The 18346-nt window shown below is 37.0% G+C and carries 14 protein-coding genes; 6 read left to right on the top strand and 8 right to left on the bottom strand.

What is annotated here, in order from left to right; translation table 11 throughout:
- Positions 1-10 precede the first annotated feature (10 nt).
- Positions 11-2455 carry a dimethylsulfoxide reductase subunit A gene (gene dmsA / locus M997_RS09930; RefSeq protein ID WP_064719964.1) on the bottom strand — a complete coding sequence of 815 codons (2445 nt, stop codon included), beginning with the start codon at positions 2453-2455 and terminating at the stop codon, positions 11-13.
- Positions 2456-3138: 683 nt separating this feature from the next.
- Between dmsA and M997_RS09925 the strand changes: the two genes are divergently transcribed.
- From M997_RS09925 to M997_RS09905, 5 genes are all read left to right on the top strand, one after another.
- Positions 3139-4509, top strand: coding sequence for a sucrose-specific PTS transporter subunit IIBC (locus tag M997_RS09925; protein ID WP_064719963.1), 1371 nt, complete (start codon positions 3139-3141; stop codon positions 4507-4509).
- Entirely contained in the window at positions 4510-5919 is a 1410-nt protein-coding gene (locus M997_RS09920) for a sucrose-6-phosphate hydrolase (RefSeq protein ID WP_064719962.1), read from the top strand.
- A gap of 61 nt (positions 5920-5980) precedes the next feature.
- Positions 5981-6997, top strand: coding sequence for a LacI family DNA-binding transcriptional regulator (locus tag M997_RS09915; protein WP_064719961.1), 1017 nt, complete (start codon positions 5981-5983; stop codon positions 6995-6997).
- A gap of 228 nt (positions 6998-7225) precedes the next feature.
- Positions 7226-7942 (top strand): AzlC family ABC transporter permease, encoded by a 717-nt coding sequence (locus tag M997_RS09910; protein ID WP_082918414.1) that lies wholly within the window; start codon positions 7226-7228, stop codon positions 7940-7942.
- Between the two features lie 2 nt (positions 7943-7944).
- Positions 7945-8259: an AzlD domain-containing protein gene (locus M997_RS09905; protein WP_064719960.1), complete on the top strand. Its 315-nt coding sequence runs from the start codon at positions 7945-7947 to the stop codon at positions 8257-8259.
- An 81-nt stretch (positions 8260-8340) separates the two neighbouring features.
- Here the strand turns inward: M997_RS09905 and M997_RS09900 are convergent, their stop codons facing one another.
- The 4 genes from M997_RS09900 to M997_RS09885 all read right to left on the bottom strand — a co-directional run bounded on the left by M997_RS09900 (position 8341) and on the right by M997_RS09885 (position 12198).
- A complete protein-coding gene (locus tag M997_RS09900; protein WP_064719959.1) occupies positions 8341-9306 on the bottom strand; it encodes a threo-3-hydroxy-L-aspartate ammonia-lyase in 966 nt (321 codons plus the stop codon).
- Positions 9303-9701, bottom strand: a complete 399-nt coding sequence (locus M997_RS09895) for a RidA family protein (RefSeq protein WP_064719958.1) — start codon at positions 9699-9701, stop codon at positions 9303-9305. The genes M997_RS09900 and M997_RS09895 overlap by 4 nt, the downstream gene beginning before the upstream one ends.
- A gap of 156 nt (positions 9702-9857) precedes the next feature.
- Complete coding sequence (locus M997_RS09890) at positions 9858-10616, bottom strand: type III secrection system effector, WxxxE family (RefSeq protein WP_064719957.1); 759 nt, start codon at positions 10614-10616, stop codon at positions 9858-9860.
- 166 nt (positions 10617-10782) lie between these two features.
- Complete coding sequence (locus tag M997_RS09885) at positions 10783-12198, bottom strand: MFS transporter (RefSeq protein WP_064719956.1); 1416 nt, start codon at positions 12196-12198, stop codon at positions 10783-10785.
- Positions 12199-12291: 93 nt separating this feature from the next.
- Between M997_RS09885 and M997_RS09880 the strand changes: the two genes are divergently transcribed.
- On the top strand, positions 12292-12942 hold the full coding sequence (locus tag M997_RS09880; protein ID WP_064719955.1) for a helix-turn-helix transcriptional regulator: 651 nt from the start codon (positions 12292-12294) through the stop codon (positions 12940-12942).
- A gap of 65 nt (positions 12943-13007) precedes the next feature.
- Here the strand turns inward: M997_RS09880 and glgP are convergent, their stop codons facing one another.
- From glgP to glgC, 3 genes are read right to left on the bottom strand one after another with little or no spacing between them, the layout of a single operon-like run.
- Positions 13008-15461, bottom strand: coding sequence for a glycogen/starch/alpha-glucan family phosphorylase (gene glgP, locus M997_RS09875; RefSeq protein WP_064719954.1), 2454 nt, complete (start codon positions 15459-15461; stop codon positions 13008-13010).
- A 42-nt stretch (positions 15462-15503) separates the two neighbouring features.
- Positions 15504-16937 (bottom strand): glycogen synthase GlgA, encoded by a 1434-nt coding sequence (glgA, locus tag M997_RS09870; RefSeq protein WP_064719953.1) that lies wholly within the window; start codon positions 16935-16937, stop codon positions 15504-15506.
- Complete coding sequence (gene glgC, locus M997_RS09865) at positions 16934-18328, bottom strand: glucose-1-phosphate adenylyltransferase (protein ID WP_239994657.1); 1395 nt, start codon at positions 18326-18328, stop codon at positions 16934-16936. Before glgC ends, glgA begins: the two co-directional genes overlap by 4 nt.
- Positions 18329-18346: the final 18 nt, after the last annotated feature.

Below are 18346 nucleotides of genomic sequence, written 5' to 3'. Positions count from 1 at the left end.
ACCAGACTCCTTACGCCTTGACGACTTCAACAAGATTACTGTGAGAAGGATTACCCTTAGCAAGTGGAGAAGGGCGTTGGGTCGTTAACACGTTAATGCTACCTGCGTGGTCAATACGATTGCTATCTGGGTTGTACCATGCACCTTCACTTAATCCGACAACACCTGGCAGAATACGAGGCGTTACTTTGGCATTAATTCGCACCTCGCCACGACCGTTATAAATACGGACTAGATCACCCTGTTTAATACCGCGTTTTGATGCATCAACGGGGTTTATCCAAATTTCCTGTGGACATGCGGCTTTTAATACATCAACGTTGCCATAAGTGGAGTGAGTACGTGATTTATAGTGGAACCCCGTCATTTGTAATGGGTATTTTTCCATTGCCGGATCGCCATAACTTTCAAATCCAGCAGAATAGACTGGCAGCGGATCGATAACATCATCAGCAGCTAATTCCCAAGTCGCTTTAATTTCAGCAAGTTGAGAGGAATAAATTTCAATTTTACCTGATGGCGTTGTCAGTGGGTTGTTTGCAGGATCTTCACGGAATTTGCGATAAGCGACATGGTGACCTTCTGGGTCACGTTTTTTGAAAATACCCTGAGCACGAAATTCTTCAAAGGTAGGTAACTCTGGCAGCGCTTGACGAGATTGCTCATAAAGATGGCGTAACCACTCTTCTTGAGTTCGGTTTTCAGTGAATTTTTCACCAACGCCCATACGCTTAGCAATTTCACTCGTCATTTCATAAATATTGCGACTTTCAAAACGCGGTTTAATCGCTTGATCGGCAAAAATAACATAAGCCATATTACCCGCTGATGCATCCATACAGAAATCCATCTGCTCTGAAGCGGTACAATCCGGTAACAGAATATCTGCATATTTGGCGGATGCGGTCATATGGTTATCGATCACCACAATCATTTCGCATTTTTTATCGTCTTGCAAAATATCATGAGTACGATTGATTTCAGAATGTTGATTAACTAAACAGTTGCCGGCATAGTTCCAAACCATTTTAATCGGTACATCAAGTTTATCTTTTCCACGTACACCATCACGCGTTGCCGTCATTTCAGGACCACGTAAAATAGCATCCGTCCACATAAACATCGAAATACTTGTAGTTACTGGGTTTGTGAACGTAGGCATTCTAACAAAAGGAATACTATATGAGCCTTCACGAGCCCCGGTATTACCGCCGTTAATACCGACGTTACCGGTTAAAATCGATAACATTGCAATAGCACGAGAGGCTAATTCACCATTAGAACGGCGTTGAGGCCCCCAACCTTGAGTAATATAAGCCGGTTTGGCACTGGCAATTTCACGCGCTAATTTCACAATACGAGAGGCTGGAATACCCGTGATTTGCGCTGCCCATTCTGGCGTTTTTGGTTGACCATCAATCCCATCGCCTAAAATATAAGCTTTATAGTGACCATTTTTAGGCGCACCTTCTGGCATTGTTGTTTCATCATAACCAACACAGTATTTATCTAAGAATGGCTTGTCTACTAAGTCTTCTTGGATCATCACATAGGCGAGGGCATTAACCAACGCGGCATCAGTACCAGGACGAATAGGGATCCACTCATCTTCGCGGCCTGCACCTGTATCGGTATAACGTGGGTCAATAATAATCATGCGAGCATCCGACTTTTCGCGGGCTTGCTCAACATAATAAGTGACACCACCGCCACTCATTCGTGTTTCGCCGGGGTTATTACCAAACATCACGACTAATTTAGAGTTTTCAATATCTGAAGGGCTATTGCCATCAGCCCAGCCACCATAAGTATAATTCAGTCCAGCGGCAATTTGTGCAGTACTGTAATCACCATAATGGTTTAAGTAACCACCACAGCAATTCATTAAACGAGCAATGAGTGTTGCACCCGGTGGCCAAGATTTTGTCATGGTGCCACCTAAGGTACCAGTACCATAATTTAGGTAGATAGATTCATTACCATAATCTTTAATAAGGCGCTTCATGGTGTCAGAAATAGTATCAAAAGCTTCATCCCATGAGATGCGCTCAAATTTACCTTCACCACGTTTACCAACACGTTTCATTGGATAACGTAAACGGTCTGGATTATATACTCTGCGGCGCATAGAACGGCCACGTAAACAGGCTCTGACTTGGTGTAATTCATCGTAAATATCGTTACCCGTATTATCTGTTTCAACGTATTTAATTTCACCATCAACAACATGCATACGTAACGGACAACGACTACCACAGTTTACGGTACATGCACTCCATACCACTTTTTCATTACTGACTGATGTTTCGGCTCCCTGTTCTGCCGCGATAGCTTGACTGAAGGGGAGTGACAACCCACCCGCAGTTGCGACTAATCCACCTGCTGCACCCGCTTTGACAAAGCCGCGACGAGATAAAGGGGTGGAAAGTAACGCCATCTCTTTGATGTTTTTCATACATTACTCACTTGATTATTTATATTTTTAAGAAGGAATAGAAGATAAAACGGCTTATAGATAAATAGTTATTGTTATTCTTGTTAAAAAATAAGCGACTTAACGTAGGTGATAAAACCCAACTGTTAATGTGGATACTACTTGTATATAAAAAGCGGTAGTTGTTTTACATCAAAGAAAAGTGATTTATTACAAGCGTTACCACTTTTTTAATTAACCCTAAGTTTTTGTATTATTTATATTTAATCAAATGATTTATTTGGTTATGTATAAAAATATATAACGATTAGTAATGTATCTTTATATTGATAGCAAGAATAAGTACGATAAGTAACTATCTATTATTCTTAGTTTTTATTCTTCCATTTGATATTTTTATCAATAATTACAATTTACTTTTTTGAACTATAATTATTTAACAAACTTTTAATTCCACCTTGCTAAACAAGTGCAATTATGTTTAGCAAAGTGGCTATTTATCATGGTTATTATATTTAACAAATGAACATTTCATCATCTATTTTGTCGCTTAGGTCACAAAAACATCCCGTTTATTGGTATTTATATTGCTATCTTTAATAGGTTTTTATTTAATCAAGTTATTAGCTAAACCGGTTTAGTTTTTATTTAATAAATTACGCTAAATTGGTTTGCAAACAAAAATAAGACTGACCGAGGTTATTATGAATATTGAAAATGTGGCTCGCCAACTTGTACCTTTACTAGGAGGTGCTGAAAATATCGCCAGTGCTGCACATTGTGCAACACGTTTAAGGTTGGTGCTTGTTGATGATTCTAAAGCTGATAAAGAGGCAATTAATAAACTAGAGGGAGTAAAAGGCTGCTTTAGCAATGCAGGGCAAATTCAGATAATTTTTGGTACTGGGTTGGTTAATAAGGTTCATGCAGCATTTATTGCTGCTGCTGGTATTGGGGAGTCAACTAAATCTGAAGCTGCTAATATCGCTGCAAAAAAATTAAACCCTTTTCAGCGTATTGCAAGGTTACTCTCTAATATCTTTGTGCCTATTATTCCTGCCATTGTTGCTTCTGGTTTACTTATGGGATTACTTGGTTTAATGAAAAGTAATCAATGGGTAAGTTCAGATAATGCTCTCTATATCATGTTAGATATGTGTAGTTCTGCGGCATTTATTATTTTACCTATTCTGATTGGTTTTACTGCCGCAAAAGAGTTTGGCGGAAACCCTTACCTTGGAGCCACTTTGGGGGGGATCTTAACTCATCCCGCATTAACCAACGCATGGGGTGTTGCGGCGGGTTTTAATACTATGGACTTTTTTGGTTTAGAAGTTGCCATGATTGGTTATCAAGGCACCGTATTCCCTGTATTACTCGCAGTTTGGTTTATGAGTGTGCTAGAAAAACAATTACGTAAAGTTGTTCCTAATGCCTTAGATTTAATTATTACCCCATTTTTAACCGTCATTATTTCAGGTTTTGTTGCCTTATTAATTATCGGGCCTGTTGGTCGTTTATTAGGTGATGGTATTTCATTTGTACTTAGTACCCTAATAACAGAAGCAGGTTGGTTAGCTGGAATTGTATTTGGTGGTTTGTATTCAGTTATTGTTATTACAGGTATTCATCATAGCTTTCATGCTGTAGAAGCAGGGCTATTAGGTAACCCAAATATCGGTGTTAACTTTTTATTGCCAATATGGGCGATGTCAAATATTGCTCAAGGCGGTGCTTGTTTAGCGGTTTGGTTTAAAACTAAAGATCCCAAGATTAAAGCTATCACAATACCTTCGGGTTTCTCTGCGATGTTAGGCATCACTGAAGCCGCAATTTTTGGTATTAATCTACGTTATGGTAAACCTTTTATTGCTGCGCTTATTGGTGGTGCTGCTGGTGGTGCGTGGGTTGTTGCTTCCCATGTTTATATGACCGCTGTAGGATTAACTGCAATTCCAGGTATTGCTATTGTGCAAGCAGGTTCAATAATTAACTATGTGATTGGTTTAACTATCGCATTTGCAACAGCATTTATCGTTTCGCTGCTACTTAAATATAAAGTGGAGTCTGCATAAATGAAAAAGAATAAAGGGTTATCCGCTATTTTACAGGCGGTAATGAGCCATAGTGCAATGGCGGTAAAAGATAAATATTATCCACGTTGGCATTTAGCACCCATTACTGGGTTATTAAACGACCCCAATGGATTTAGTTTTGATGGTAAATATTACCATCTCTTTTACCAGTGGAACCCTTTATCTTGTGAACATCGCAATAAATGTTGGGGTCATTGGCGTTCTAAAGATTTAATAACTTGGCAGCATCAACCCATCGCATTAATGCCTGATGAAGTTTACGATAAAGACGGTTGTTATTCAGGCAGTGCTGCAATGAATAACGGTAAATTGACGCTGTGCTATACAGGAAATATAAAATTTAGTCATGCTGGACGCAGTGCATGGCAATGTTTAGCCGTTGAAAATGAACAGGGTGATTTTGATAAATTAGGGCCAGTATTAGGACTTCCTGAAGGTTATAGCGGACATGTTCGTGATCCGAAAATTTGGCAATATCAAAATCGTTGGTATATGGTCCTAGGTGCTCAAACCTTAGATAATCAAGGAAAAGTATTATTATATACCGCACCTGATCTTTATCAGTGGCAGTTATTAGGTGAGTTAGCAGGGAGTCATTTAGGGGGATTAGGTGATGCTGGCTATATGTGGGAATGTCCCGACCTTTTTGAACTTAATGGCGCTTTTATATTACTCACATGCCCACAAGGAATTAAACCAGAGGAAAAAGATTTTTTAAATACGCATTCGAGTGCTTATCTTATTGGTCATTTTGATTACAACACTCATCAATTTTCTCATGGTGAATTAATTGAATTGGATGCAGGGTTTGAATTTTATGCTCCTCAAACTACGCTGGCTGCGGATGGACGACGAATAATGTTTGGTTGGATGGGGGTTCCTGATGGTGAGGAAATGTATCAACCCACGATCATTAATGGTTGGATCCACCAAATGACATGCCCTCGTGAACTTGAAATAAAGCAAGGGAAATTGTACCAGCGGCCGATAAAAGAGTTACAACAATTAAGAAATAAACAACAGCATTGGCATGGGATTGCAGATAATGCACCAGAGGTAGACGATGTTTCAGTAGAATTAGATATTCAACTCAGCGGTGGTCTCTCTATTTATTTTTCCGATACGCTAGAACTGATTATTGAGAAAAACCAAGCCATATTAAAGCGGCGTAGTTTTAAAAATGCTCAATGGCATTCGCGTTATTGGCAATATCCTGTAACACAGCTTCAGATATTATGTGATAGCTCTAGCGTTGAAATATTTTTCAACAATGGAATAGGTGTGATGAGCAGTCGTTTTTTTGCATCAGAAAAACAGCAAATTAAATTTTCTGGGAAAGACAAAATTACACTAACTTACTGGCGATTAAACGATGCCTTGGTAAAATAAGCGAGCTTAAATATCGAATAATTAAATATGGCACCCTGAAGGTTGTTGAGTACAAAATAAAGTGAAAAAACAAAAACGGATCACCATTACTGATATTGCAAAACTTGCTGGCGTTTCTAAAACGACGGCCAGTTTGGTACTTAATGGACGAGGCAAAGAGATGCGTGTGGCAGATGAAACCATCCTACGCATCACATCTATTGCACAGCAATATCAATACCAACCTAATATTCATGCTCGTTCCTTACGTGATAATCGTAGTTATGCATTAGGATTAGTTATTCCAGATATAACTAACTATGGATTTGCCTCAGTTGCCTACGAATTAGAAGTATTGTGTCGCGAAGCAGGTATTCAATTATTAATATCTTGTACTGATGAAAATGCAGCGCAAGAAACATTAGCAATAGAACATCTTCTTTCACGACAAATTGATGGACTGATTGTTGCCTCATGCTTGCAATCAGATTTTGAATATCAGCGTTTAAGTCAGCAAATTCCTGTGGTGTTATTTGACCGTTACTTTGAAGGCACAACACTACCTTTTGTTGCAACTGATGCCATAACAGCAACACAACAACTTATTGCTGATATAACATCCATTGATCAACCCAGCTTATTAGATGAATTCTATTTTTTAGGTGGACAAGCCACACTTTCGCCAACAAAAGACCGTCTATTAGGTTTTACACAAGGATTAACACAAGCCGATGTTAACCTAAAACCAGAGTGGATCATTCATGGTCATTATCATCCCAGTTCAGGATATGAAATGTTTGGCTCTCTTTGCGCCAGATTAGGACGCCCACCCAAATTTGTATTTACCTCCGCTTGTGGCTTGCTAGAAGGTGTATTACGTTATTTAAGTCAAAATAAACTTTTACAACAGTCCGTATATCTCGCAGGTTTTGATGATCACTACCTTTATGATTCATTATCTGTGCCAATAGATACTATTGCTCAAAATAACCCTGCATTAGCATCACATTGTTTTCGACTGATTATGGCGTTGATTAATCATAATGATTTAGAAACACACCAAATATTTATTCCTGCTGAAATTCGTAAAAGACATTAATAAATGAGCAATAATTAATGTAAATCATTGGCTTAAAATAAAAATTTAAGCCTTTCTATTTTGGAACGGCCTCAAAAAATGATTAATATGCCCAGTAAAAATAGCATAAATATAAACCATTTTTATTTCCCTGGGTAAAAGACACAAAAAAGTAACATTATGTAATCGCATTTAGCTTAACTTTCTGATAATGATTATCTAGATAATTTCAGACAGGAAGGCAGGGAAATGGAACAGATAGACAATAAAAAAGAAAATAATAAAGAAAACAGCGTTAATAGTGTTTTTTGGTTGGGCGCTTTACATGCATTACCATTGTGTCTTGCCGTTGTACCCTGGGGAATATTAGCGGGATCAATGGCTGTTGATGCAGGTCTAACATTTGCACAAAGTGTTGGAATGTCTGCAATTATATTTGCAGGCGCTGCTCAGTTGGTAACATTAGGATTAATCACTTCTGGCGCAGGCATTTTAACTATTATTATCTCGGTTTTTTTCATCACGGCACAACATTTACTTTACGGTTTAACCTTACGGCCACATGTTGCTCATTTAAAATGGTATCAACGTATCAGTATTGGTTTTTTATTAACTGATGAACTGTTTGCTGTATCTATGCAGCAAAAAACAAAACTAACACCCGCTTATATGATTGGTGTTGGACTCTGTTTTTATATCGTATGGGTGGGTGTCAGTATTATTGGCATTTTTATGGCAAGCCAAGTCTCTAATTTAGCAAGTTATCATCTGGACTTTTCAATTGTGGCAACTTTGCTAGCTATCGTTATTCCGTTAATTAAGACATTTAGTACCTTAATTGGGGTAATTGTTTCATTTAGTCTTTCTATTCTTTTTAGTTGGTTAAATATAGAAGGCGGTGTGGTTATTGGTGGGCTTGCAGGAATGTTTATTGCTGTTTGTGTAGCAAGAGTAAGAGGAGAGTAAAAATGACATGGACATTACTGTTAATTTTAGCGCTGATTATTTTCCTTTTACGTTATTTCTTTCTTGAACCAGCAGTACCAGTAAGATTACCCGCAGTTATCAGACAAGCTTTAGGTTATTCTGCACCATGTTTATTAACCGCTATTTGTGCACCTATTGTATTACTGGAAAAAGGGCAGTTTAAAGGAGTATGGGATAATCCTTATCTTTGGGGAACGCTATTATGTATTGTACTAGCGCTAAAAATACGCAATACCTTAATTATTGTTTTATTAACCTTAGCCGGATTTTATCTATTAAATTATCTATTTAATTAAATACTGACGTGTTAGCTAATCTAGTTAGCTCGTGAAATAAAAGCAGCATTAGCATAAAACTGATGCTGCTTTATTGTTCTATTAAGACAGAAGATGTCCATATTGTGCTAAATCGACATTACCACCACTAATAATAATGCCAATTTTTTTTCCTGTTAATTGATCACCAAGTTGGCGAGCCGCTGCTAAACTTAAGCATCCCGTTGGCTCAACAACCATTTTCATACGTTGAGCATAAAATTGCATCGCGGATATTAACTCGTCATCAGTTGCAGTTAAAATATCATCAACATATTTTTTAATAATATCAAACGTATAATCGCCTAAATGCTGTGTTTGTGCTCCATCAGCAATTGTTTTAGGTGTATCAATATAAACAATTTCACCTTTACGAAATGATTGTTGGCCATCATTTCCAGCCTGTGGTTCTACCCCAAATATTTGACAGTTTGGTGAAAGTGCACGAGCTGATAATGTTGAACCAGAAAGCAACCCGCCACCTCCCAGTGGTACAAATAACATATCTAATTTACCCACTTCTTCTATCAGCTCTTTTGTTGCAGTACCTTGCCCAGCAATAATATGAGGGTGATCATAAGGTGGAATTAATGTTAGTTTTTCCTTTTGTGCCAGGTGGCGACCGATTTCTTCGCGATCTTCTGTATAGCGGTTATAAGTAATAACGCGTCCACCATAACCTTTTGTGGCAGCCATTTTCGCTTTAGGTGCGTCTTCAGGCATGATAATAGTTGCAGGAATACCTAATAATTTAGCAGATAACGCAATGGCTTGAGCATGATTGCCAGAAGAAAAAGTCACTACACCATTTTTACGTTGTTGTTCGCTAAACTGCGATAACGCATTCATTGCACCACGAAATTTAAAAGCGCCCATACGTTGAAAATTCTCACACTTAAAATAAAACTGAGCACCTGTTATTTCATTTATTGTACGAGAGGTGAATACTGGCGTTTTATTAATATAAGGTAATATGCGCTGATGAGCGTTTATTACATCTTGGTAAACAGGGGCTGATAATTTATTCATACACAAGGCTCCTTAATCACTATTGCCTCAATTTCAATCTTACTACCGAAATGCAGCTCTTTAACACCCGCCACTAAACGAGCGGGCTTATGTGAGCCTATCCATTGTGCATATAATGTATTTACAATTGGCCACTCGTTAATATCAGTAACATAAACTTTTACCTGAGCAATATCGGTCTTTTGTGCATTTATTCCAATAAGGCAAGCATTCAAATTTTCTAGCACTTGAGCAATTTGGTTTTCTATTTTTTCATGTGCTAATGGTTTTCCATCGTTATTGATAGGAAGTAACCCCGAAATAAAAGACATATTGTTAGCAGTAACAACATGAGAATAATGTCCGCCAGGTGAGGAGAGGGTTTCAATATTTTGTTGTATAAGATGAGTGGTCATTTTCTTATCCTACTTTATTTAAGATAGATAAAGCATACACCTAACTATAATTTTTGTCTAATGATAGACTTTAAGTTTAATTAAATGCTGTTATTAACTGCTTTACAGTCTAAACTTAATAGCTCATCTATTTTGTTGTATGTAGTAAAAAGTTCTTTAAAGCGCGTTCTTCTTTTGTTTTAAGATTAAGCTTTCAATATCTTTTTTAATCACATCAAAATCAAGATTATTAGAATTTTCTAATAAAGAGTTATAAACTTTTTCAGCTAACATATAGTGGATATCCGCATTTAGTACTGAGATGCTATTTTCTTCTAATTGTTCTTCTATATTTAAATAAAAATAATGACTAGTATTAACATTATTATTTTTGCTTTCAGAAATTGATGGAATATAAATTGAATCTATCAGTTTTTTTATTTCAGCTTGAGAGTTTATATAGTGAACTATTGAACTTTGAGCACATTTATAATTTATCTCTATATTTTTATCTTTGAGATGGGTTTCATAAATTTTATTGAATATATTTATCTTTTCTGCATCGCTAACTTTTGATTTATTCACCCTACAATATTTGTCAATATTACGATTAATTAATGATGAAATAAAAGCTATTTTTTCTTGCTTCCACCATTCACCTATAGCTTTATTCTTATCTTCTTTTTTTTTGCCATTAATTTTCGTTGAGTTATCGGATGTGAAATCTATAATTTTTTTTCTTAGGACAAGAATATTCATATTAACGGAATTAAATTTAGATACTATGGTCACACTAGAGTTATTGATATTATTTATATTCTCTAATAATTTAGAATATTTACCACTCCCATTTTTTATATTATTTTCTTTGATGTTTTTGTTTTTATTTCTAACATTAGTTCTTTTGATAAAAGAATAAACTTTTTCATTTAACATATTTAACCTCCATTCAATTCGTAACAATAGAATTATCTAATAATATTATTATTTCTTTCACAAATAAAACAATGGTTATAAATGTTTTTATATACTCATTATTAAAAAATAAAAAGAGGTGTAAATACACCTCAATACAAATGATAGTTATTAATGTGTTCTTATTTTAATAAGAGCGACGAGTTATCTTCCATGCAGTATAAATTGCAACTAAGGGAGCTAATGCAAGGAATAAAAATAAAGCAGATGCAGAAGATGAAAGCCCCTCAGCCGTACCGCTATTAAAGCCATTTAAATTAACAATCATCCCAGCAAAAGCGGAACCTAGCGCAGTAGCAAATAATTGTACTGTGGTAATTGATGCACCAGCAATGTCTTTATCTTCTTCAGCAGCCGCTTGCAATATACGCGTGAGTAAATGTGGCCAACCAAAACCGATACCATAACCAATAAAAAATAAGCCAAATAGAATAATAGTGAGCATCATTGCATTATCTGTTTGCAGCATTGGATTAGGAATTGCCCATGCTAATACGAGTAAACCGACAAAAACAATAATAGGACCACTAAAGATACTAAAGCGCATTTTAGCCCCTTGCCAACTTGCACTCATAACTTCAGCGACAGTCCAACCTAATGCCATTAATGCGCTCATATAACCGGAAGCTAAAGGTGTTTGACCATGTAAACTTTGCAAATAATAAGGGACAAAAACTTCACAAGTCATACCTATCGCAAGTAATGAGATAGTGATATATAGCAATGCGTGTAACGAAAATCCTTTAAAAGTATTGGCTGGTAATAAGCGAACAGATAAGCGTTTTTCAAAAAATATAAGCACAGCAATTAAAGCAAAAACGGCCACAATACTGAGTAAATTAATAGTAAGAGACGATGAAAGACTTCCTGATGAAATAAGTAACACGGTGATAGTTAAAATAATTAATTGTAGATAAGGTAATGGCTTCTTCGTGTTTTTTCGCGCAGTTTCTTTATTTTTAGGCAAAATAAACCATAAATAAATACCATAAAAAATCATCACTGGTAACATAATACCAAAGGCATAACGCCAAGCATCTAGCTGAGCAAAAATACCACCAACAGCAGGGCCAACAAGCGTTGCAACTCCCCACATTCCTGAAATTAATGCCATTGCTCTAGGCCAAAGTGCCTGATCATATACAATATTTACCATAGCATAAGCAAGGGCAAATAAAATACCACCACCAAGACCTTGAACAAATCGGCCTATTAACATCGTTTCCATTACTGGAGCGATAGCACATAATAAACTACCAATAAAAAACAGCAGCGTTGCAATTAAATAAGCACTTCTAGCACCGAGTGAACTTAATAATCTAGCTGATAGAACTGAACCGATAATAGATGCCGCAACAAACAGCGTTGTATTCCATGCATATAAACTGATACCACCAATATCATTAACCACCGAAGGTAAGATCGTTGTTGCCATTAAAATATTAACAGCATGGATAATCACACCAAAAGAGAGTGCAAACGAGATAGCGCCATTTCGCCCAGAAAAAAGATCGCGCCATTGGCTATTGTTATTAGGGATCATGACAAAAATATCCTTCTTATTATTGCTATTCCGACATAGCTTCGTTAAATTAACAAGATAAAACTTGGATTAATAAATACTGAGCCAGCTAATATGTCAAGGAAAAACTTGGAAAATAATTATCCCGCACAACGTACAGTCGGAGATAAAATATTATTTCTGATTAAAAAACATGGACCTATGCAAGCTAATGAGGTCGGTCAGCGATTAGGTACTAGCAGCGAAGCTGCAAGACAACAATTTGTAAAATTAGCGAATTTAGGATTTGTTGAAGCGATTACAGAGCCAAGAGGTGTTGGTCGTCCTATTCAATATTGGCATTTGACTGAATTAGGACAAAAACAATTTCCTGATACTCACGCAGAATTAACAGCACAAATTTTATTAACCATTCGCGAAGAGCTGGGTGAAAGTGCAATAGAGAAAGTGATCCTTGCTAGAAAAAAACAGAGTTATGAACGCTATATAAATGCAATAAAAGAGGCTGATGAACTAACAGATCGCCTTGATATTTTAGCGAATATTCGTAGCCAAGAAGGCTATATGGCACATTGGAAGCAAGTTAAAGATAACGAATTTCTTTTTATAGAAGATCACTGTCCAATTTGTGCAGCTGCAAAAGTGTGTCAGGGATTTTGTAATGCAGAACAAACACTTTTCTCTGAAACGTTAGGTGTTGAATTCGAACGAGTTGAATATATTCTTGAGGGTGCAAGACGCTGCGCTTATCGTATTGTTATTTAACCACAATGCAAAATTAGTACAACAGAACCACGTAAAATGTGGTTCTGTCGTTTTTTCACCCAACATTATTTAAGTGAAATCGCCGTTGCTTTCCATATTCTTTGCATATATTCCGTTACAGCTCTGTCAGCAGAGAAATAACCCATTTGACAGATATTAAGTGCAGACTTCCTTAGCCATGCATTTTCATCATGATAAAGTGCATCGACTTTATCATGTGTATCGACATAACTACGATAGTCAGCTAATACTTGGTAGTGATCACCAAACTCAATCAAACTATTAAATATCGATTTGTACTTATCAGGATCATTGTTATTAAAAAAGCCGTTAGCGATTTGATTAAGTACTGTATGCAACTCAATATCTTCATCATAATAGCGACGAGGTGAGTAACGTTGTCTTAACGCTGCAACTTCTTGGGCGTTATTACCGAAGATAAACATATTATCAAAACCAACATGCTCACCAATTTCGATATTTGCACCATCCAGAGTACCTATGGTAAGTGCACCATTAAGGGCAAATTTCATATTACCTGTACCTGAAGCTTCAGTACCAGCTAGCGAAATTTGCTCTGATAAATCAGCCGCTGGGATTATTTTTTGCGCTAAGCTAACACCATAATTAGGAATAAAAATAACTTTTAATTTATCTTTAATACGTTCATCGTTATTAATAGTAGAGGCAATATCGTTGATAAGATTAATGATTTTTTTCGCATTATAGTAAGCTGATGCCGCTTTGCCACCAAAAATAAAAACGCGAGGTACCCAGTTTTTTTCTGGATTTTGTAAAATACGGTTATAACGCGTAATAATACCAAGTACATTGAGTAATTGACGCTTATATTCATGAATGCGTTTAATTTGTACATCAAATAACGCATCAGGATTAATAGTGATACCCATTTTTTGCTGGATTAGTTTTGCCAGATTCTGTTTATTCATACGTTTGGCGTCTTTTAATTGGTGTAAGAATTTAGTCTCTTTAACTAGCGGCATTAATTCACCCAACTGTTCTAAATTAGTCCGCCAACCTTCACCAATATAACTATCAATGACATTGGAAAGAGGAGGGTTCGCTAATGCCAACCAACGACGAGGTGTAATACCGTTAGTAATATTGCAGAATTTCTTAGGATATATCATAGCGAAATCAGTGAAGAGCGACTGCACCATTAATTGGCTATGTAATTCAGAAACACCATTAACTTGATGACAAATAATCACTGCTAACCACGCCATGCGAATATTTCGCCCATTATCTTCATCAATAATAGAAACCCGGCGTAATAAATCGTTATCATCAGGAAATTGCGTTTTAACTTGTTTTAAAAACTTGTCATTAAGTTGGAAAATGATTTGTAAATGGCGAGGAAGTGCGCGGCCAATCATCTCAACAGGCCAAGTTTCAAGCGCTTCACCCATTAACGTATGATTAGTGTATGAGAATATACAAATAGTTTGTTCCCATGCATCATCCCAACTCATTGCGTGGTTATCAATCAGCTGACGCATTAATTCAGGAATAGCTAGAACTGGGTGGGTATCATTCAGGTGAATGGCTATCGACTCTTTTAAGTTATCAAAGCGATTATGCAGATGATAATGGCGCTGCAAAATATCTTGAACTGATGCGCTAACTAAAAAATACTCCTGCTGTAAGCGTAGCATTTTGCCAGACAAGGTAGAATCATCAGGATAAAGGATACGTGATATATTTTCAGAGCGATCTTTCGCTTCAGTCGCTTCCAAATATTCACCTTTATTAAACTTACCCAAGTTAAGCGCGTTATTGGCTTTTGCCGACCATAAACGAATGGTATCTGTTGCTTGAGTATTATACCCAGGAACTATGGAATCATAAGGTTGAGCAACAACATTAAGAGTATCAATCCAAAGACTTTTATCGTTTTCTTGTTGCAAACGACCACCAAAATTAACTTGAAACTGGGCTTCGTGGCGAGGAAATTCCCAAGGATTACCATTTTCTAGCCAGTTATCTGCTATTTCGTGTTGTTCACCATTGATGATTTTTTGACGAAACATTCCGTATTCATAACGAATACCATATCCCATAACGGGATAACCTAAAGTGGCACAAGAATCGAGAAAACAAGCTGCAAGACGACCTAAACCGCCATTCCCTAACCCCGGATCGGGTTCAAGATCGATTTGTGATCCTAAATCAAGTCCTAACTCGAGTAGCGCTTGTTTTACTTCTTGATAAACCCCTAAAGAGAGCATGGCATTTGTTAAGAAACGCCCCATCAAAAACTCCATAGAAATATAATAAACTTGTTTAATTTCCGGTGAAATTTCTGCTTTAGTCGATTTTAACCAACGTTCTACTAATCGGTCCCTAATGGCATAAGAAGTCGCATTTAACCAATCAGATTCGGTGGCATATTCAGGAAACGTTCCAACAATAAACATAAGTTTATAGACAATAGATCGTTTAAGGGAGGCAATATCTTTATCTGGTGATGAATAATCGAATTCACATAAATTTTTCATTATAAGTCTCTTTACTACTTTTTATTCAAATAGACATCGTATCTATAACCGCTGATACAGTGCCGCATAAGTGTTTGCAGCTGTTTCCCAACTAAATATAGTTTGGCTCATTGCGTCTTGTTGCACTTGTTTCCACTGTTTTGGCATTGACCATAAAGTGAAGGCACGCTCAATTGCAGCGCGTAAGTCGTCTAATGTCGTTTCATAAAAAACAAACCCCGTAGCTTGATGTCGTGCCAGATTTTCTAATGAGCAATCATGTACGGTGTCAGCTAAACCACCAGTATGTCTGACTAAGGGCAAGGCTCCGTATTTCAAAGCATATAATTGAGTTAAACCGCAGGGTTCAAAGCGACTTGGCACCATAATGACATCAGCACCAGCAATAACTTGATGAGAGAAAATTTCATCATAACCAATATGAATAGCTACGTTTTGTGGATATTGTTGTTGAGTACTTAAGAATGCGGTTTCAAGGTTATTATCACCCGTGCCAAGCAACACAAATTGGCCACCTTGTTCAACAATATCAATAAGGGTCGCTAATACTAAATCAAGACCTTTTTGAGAGGTTAAGCGGCTAACAACAGCAAAAAGAGGTGCGTCGTTATTGATAGGTAAACCACATTTTTTCTGGAGAACTGACTTATTTTTACTGCGTTTTTCGAGTGATTTCACATCATAATGATGCTCAATCAGCGTATCTATGGCCGGATCCCAAATCGCCTCGTCGATACCATTTAAAATACCACTAAGGCGCTGCTCATCATTACGTTGCCTTAATAACCCCTCTAAACCATTACCAAATTCATAGGTAGTTATTTCTTTAGCATAGGTTGGGCTAACCGTTGTAATGTGATCCGCATAAAACAGACCCGCTTTTAAAAATGAAATTTGTCCGTAATATTCCAATCCATTGATAGAAAAACAGTCGTCTGGCAACTCAAGTTGATGAAGATGATGGGGGGAGAATTCGCCTTTATAAGCAAGATTATGCACAGTAAATACAGATTTTGCTGCGTAATGTTTTACTGCTAAATAAGCACATGCAAGCCCTGCGTGCCAATCGTGGGCATGAACAATATCAGCTCGCCATAAAGGATCAAGTCCCGCAGAGAGCTCGCTGGCAACCCAACCTAGCAGGGCAAAACGAAAAACATTGTCATTATAGGCGAGCTGGTGCTGGTCGTGATAAGGGCTACCTGCACGCTGATAAAGATAAGGAGCATCAATAAGGTAAAGATCAACGCCTTGATATTGCCCATAAAGCAAGGAAATATTTCCAGCAAAAGTATTAATATTAATGACTAATTTTAAGTCGGTAATATTATCTTTAATTGCAGGAAATGCAGGTATTACAACCCGTGCATCTAAACCTATTCGTTTTTGTGCTAAAGGAAGAGAACCCATAACATCAGCCAATCCTCCTGTTTTGAGCAGTGGAAATAATTCAGAGCAGCAGTGGAGAACATTCACGAAAAAGCCTCCTCATTTTGCGGTTTTTGCTCGTTTTCTATTTCATTGGATATTGTACTGCCAGGTGTTGTGTTGTCAGGTATTGTGTTGTCAGATATTTCAGGCTCTTTTTGAGCCAATTGTTCAAGCATTTCTCGAGTAACTAATACAATACCTTCTTCAGTACGATAAAAACGTGCAGCATCTTCTTGTGCATTCATGCCAATCACAGTACCTTCAGGGATAGTACAACTACGCTCAATAATGCAGCGTTTTAAATAACAATGGTGACTAACGGTTACGTCTGGCAAAATTACAGAATCTTCAATATGACAAAAAGATCCCACTCGTACTAATGGGAATAAGACAGCAGAATAAAGTGTTGAACCGTTGATAATACAGCCATCAGCAATCAATGAGTTCATCATTTGACCATGTTCGTTATGATTATCTTGTACAAACTTTGCTGGTGGTAATGGCGTCATAAAAGTACGAATTGGCCAATCTTTCGCATATATATCAAGCGCAGGTGTCACAGAAGCTAAATCTAAGTTTGCAGACCAATAAGCTTCAATGGTTCCTACATCACGCCAATAAGGCGGTACTGATGGATCTGAACTCACACAAGAAAGTTCAAAAGGGTGAGCGAGTACATCACCACGTGCCGTAATTTTGGGAATGATATCTTGGCCAAAATCATGATGCGAATTAGGATCAAGACTATCTTCTTCTAATAAATCAAATAGATATTCTCTATCAACTACATAAATACCCATACTGGCTAAAGCGTGTTCGGGATCACCAGGAATACAAGGAGGATTAGATGGTTTCTCTAAAAAGTTGAGTACTTTGCGGTTTTCGTCAACATCCATAATTCCAAATTGGAATGCCTCTTTTTTAAGTACAGGAATACAAGCAACGGTAAATTTTGATTTATTTTCAACATGATCAAGTAATAAACGCGCATAGTTCATTTTATAAATATGATCACCAGCTAAAATCACCACATATTTAGCACTATAACTACGAAGAATATCGAGATTTTGATAAATAGCGTCTGCTGTACCCATATACCAATGTTCGGTATTTTTACGCTGTTGAGCCGGTAATAAATCCACAAATTCATTCATATCTTCATTAAAAAATGACCAGCCACGTTGTATATGCTGAACCAATGAGTGCGATTGATATTGTGTAATTACACCAATACGACGGATGCCAGAATTGAGGCAGTTTGATAATGTAAAATCGATAATACGAAATTTTCCACCAAAAAAGACCGCCGGTTTTGCTCGTTTTGCCGTTAACGCTTTTAAGCGTGTACCACGACCTCCCGCTAAAATGAGTGCAATTGCATCCTTAGGAAGTTGTTGTGCCAACATCAATTTTTGGCCTTGTTCTGTTGTCATCATAGTTATAGCACTCCAATC

Origin of the sequence: Proteus hauseri ATCC 700826, from assembly GCF_001654965.1 — a bacterium.
GTDB lineage: Bacteria > Pseudomonadota > Gammaproteobacteria > Enterobacterales > Enterobacteriaceae > Proteus > Proteus hauseri.
This window is presented reverse-complemented; position numbering and strand designations above follow the sequence as displayed.

What these genes read in the sequence shown, in the direction of transcription:
- dmsA (WP_064719964.1), bottom strand. Translation starts at nt 2,455, where the DNA reads ATGAAAAACATCAAAGAGATGGCGTTACTTTCCACCCCTTTATCTCGT.
- M997_RS09925 (WP_064719963.1), top strand. Translation starts at nt 3,139, where the DNA reads ATGAATATTGAAAATGTGGCTCGCCAACTTGTACCTTTACTAGGAGGT.
- M997_RS09920 (WP_064719962.1), top strand. Translation starts at nt 4,510, where the DNA reads ATGAAAAAGAATAAAGGGTTATCCGCTATTTTACAGGCGGTAATGAGC.
- M997_RS09910 (WP_082918414.1), top strand. Translation starts at nt 7,226, where the DNA reads ATGGAACAGATAGACAATAAAAAAGAAAATAATAAAGAAAACAGCGTT.
- M997_RS09905 (WP_064719960.1), top strand. Translation starts at nt 7,945, where the DNA reads ATGACATGGACATTACTGTTAATTTTAGCGCTGATTATTTTCCTTTTA.
- M997_RS09900 (WP_064719959.1), bottom strand. Translation starts at nt 9,306, where the DNA reads ATGAATAAATTATCAGCCCCTGTTTACCAAGATGTAATAAACGCTCAT.
- M997_RS09895 (WP_064719958.1), bottom strand. Translation starts at nt 9,701, where the DNA reads ATGACCACTCATCTTATACAACAAAATATTGAAACCCTCTCCTCACCT.
- M997_RS09890 (WP_064719957.1), bottom strand. Translation starts at nt 10,616, where the DNA reads ATGTTAAATGAAAAAGTTTATTCTTTTATCAAAAGAACTAATGTTAGA.
- M997_RS09885 (WP_064719956.1), bottom strand. Translation starts at nt 12,198, where the DNA reads ATGATCCCTAATAACAATAGCCAATGGCGCGATCTTTTTTCTGGGCGA.
- M997_RS09880 (WP_064719955.1), top strand. Translation starts at nt 12,292, where the DNA reads ATGTCAAGGAAAAACTTGGAAAATAATTATCCCGCACAACGTACAGTC.
- glgP (WP_064719954.1), bottom strand. Translation starts at nt 15,461, where the DNA reads ATGAAAAATTTATGTGAATTCGATTATTCATCACCAGATAAAGATATT.
- glgC (WP_239994657.1), bottom strand. Translation starts at nt 18,328, where the DNA reads ATGATGACAACAGAACAAGGCCAAAAATTGATGTTGGCACAACAACTT.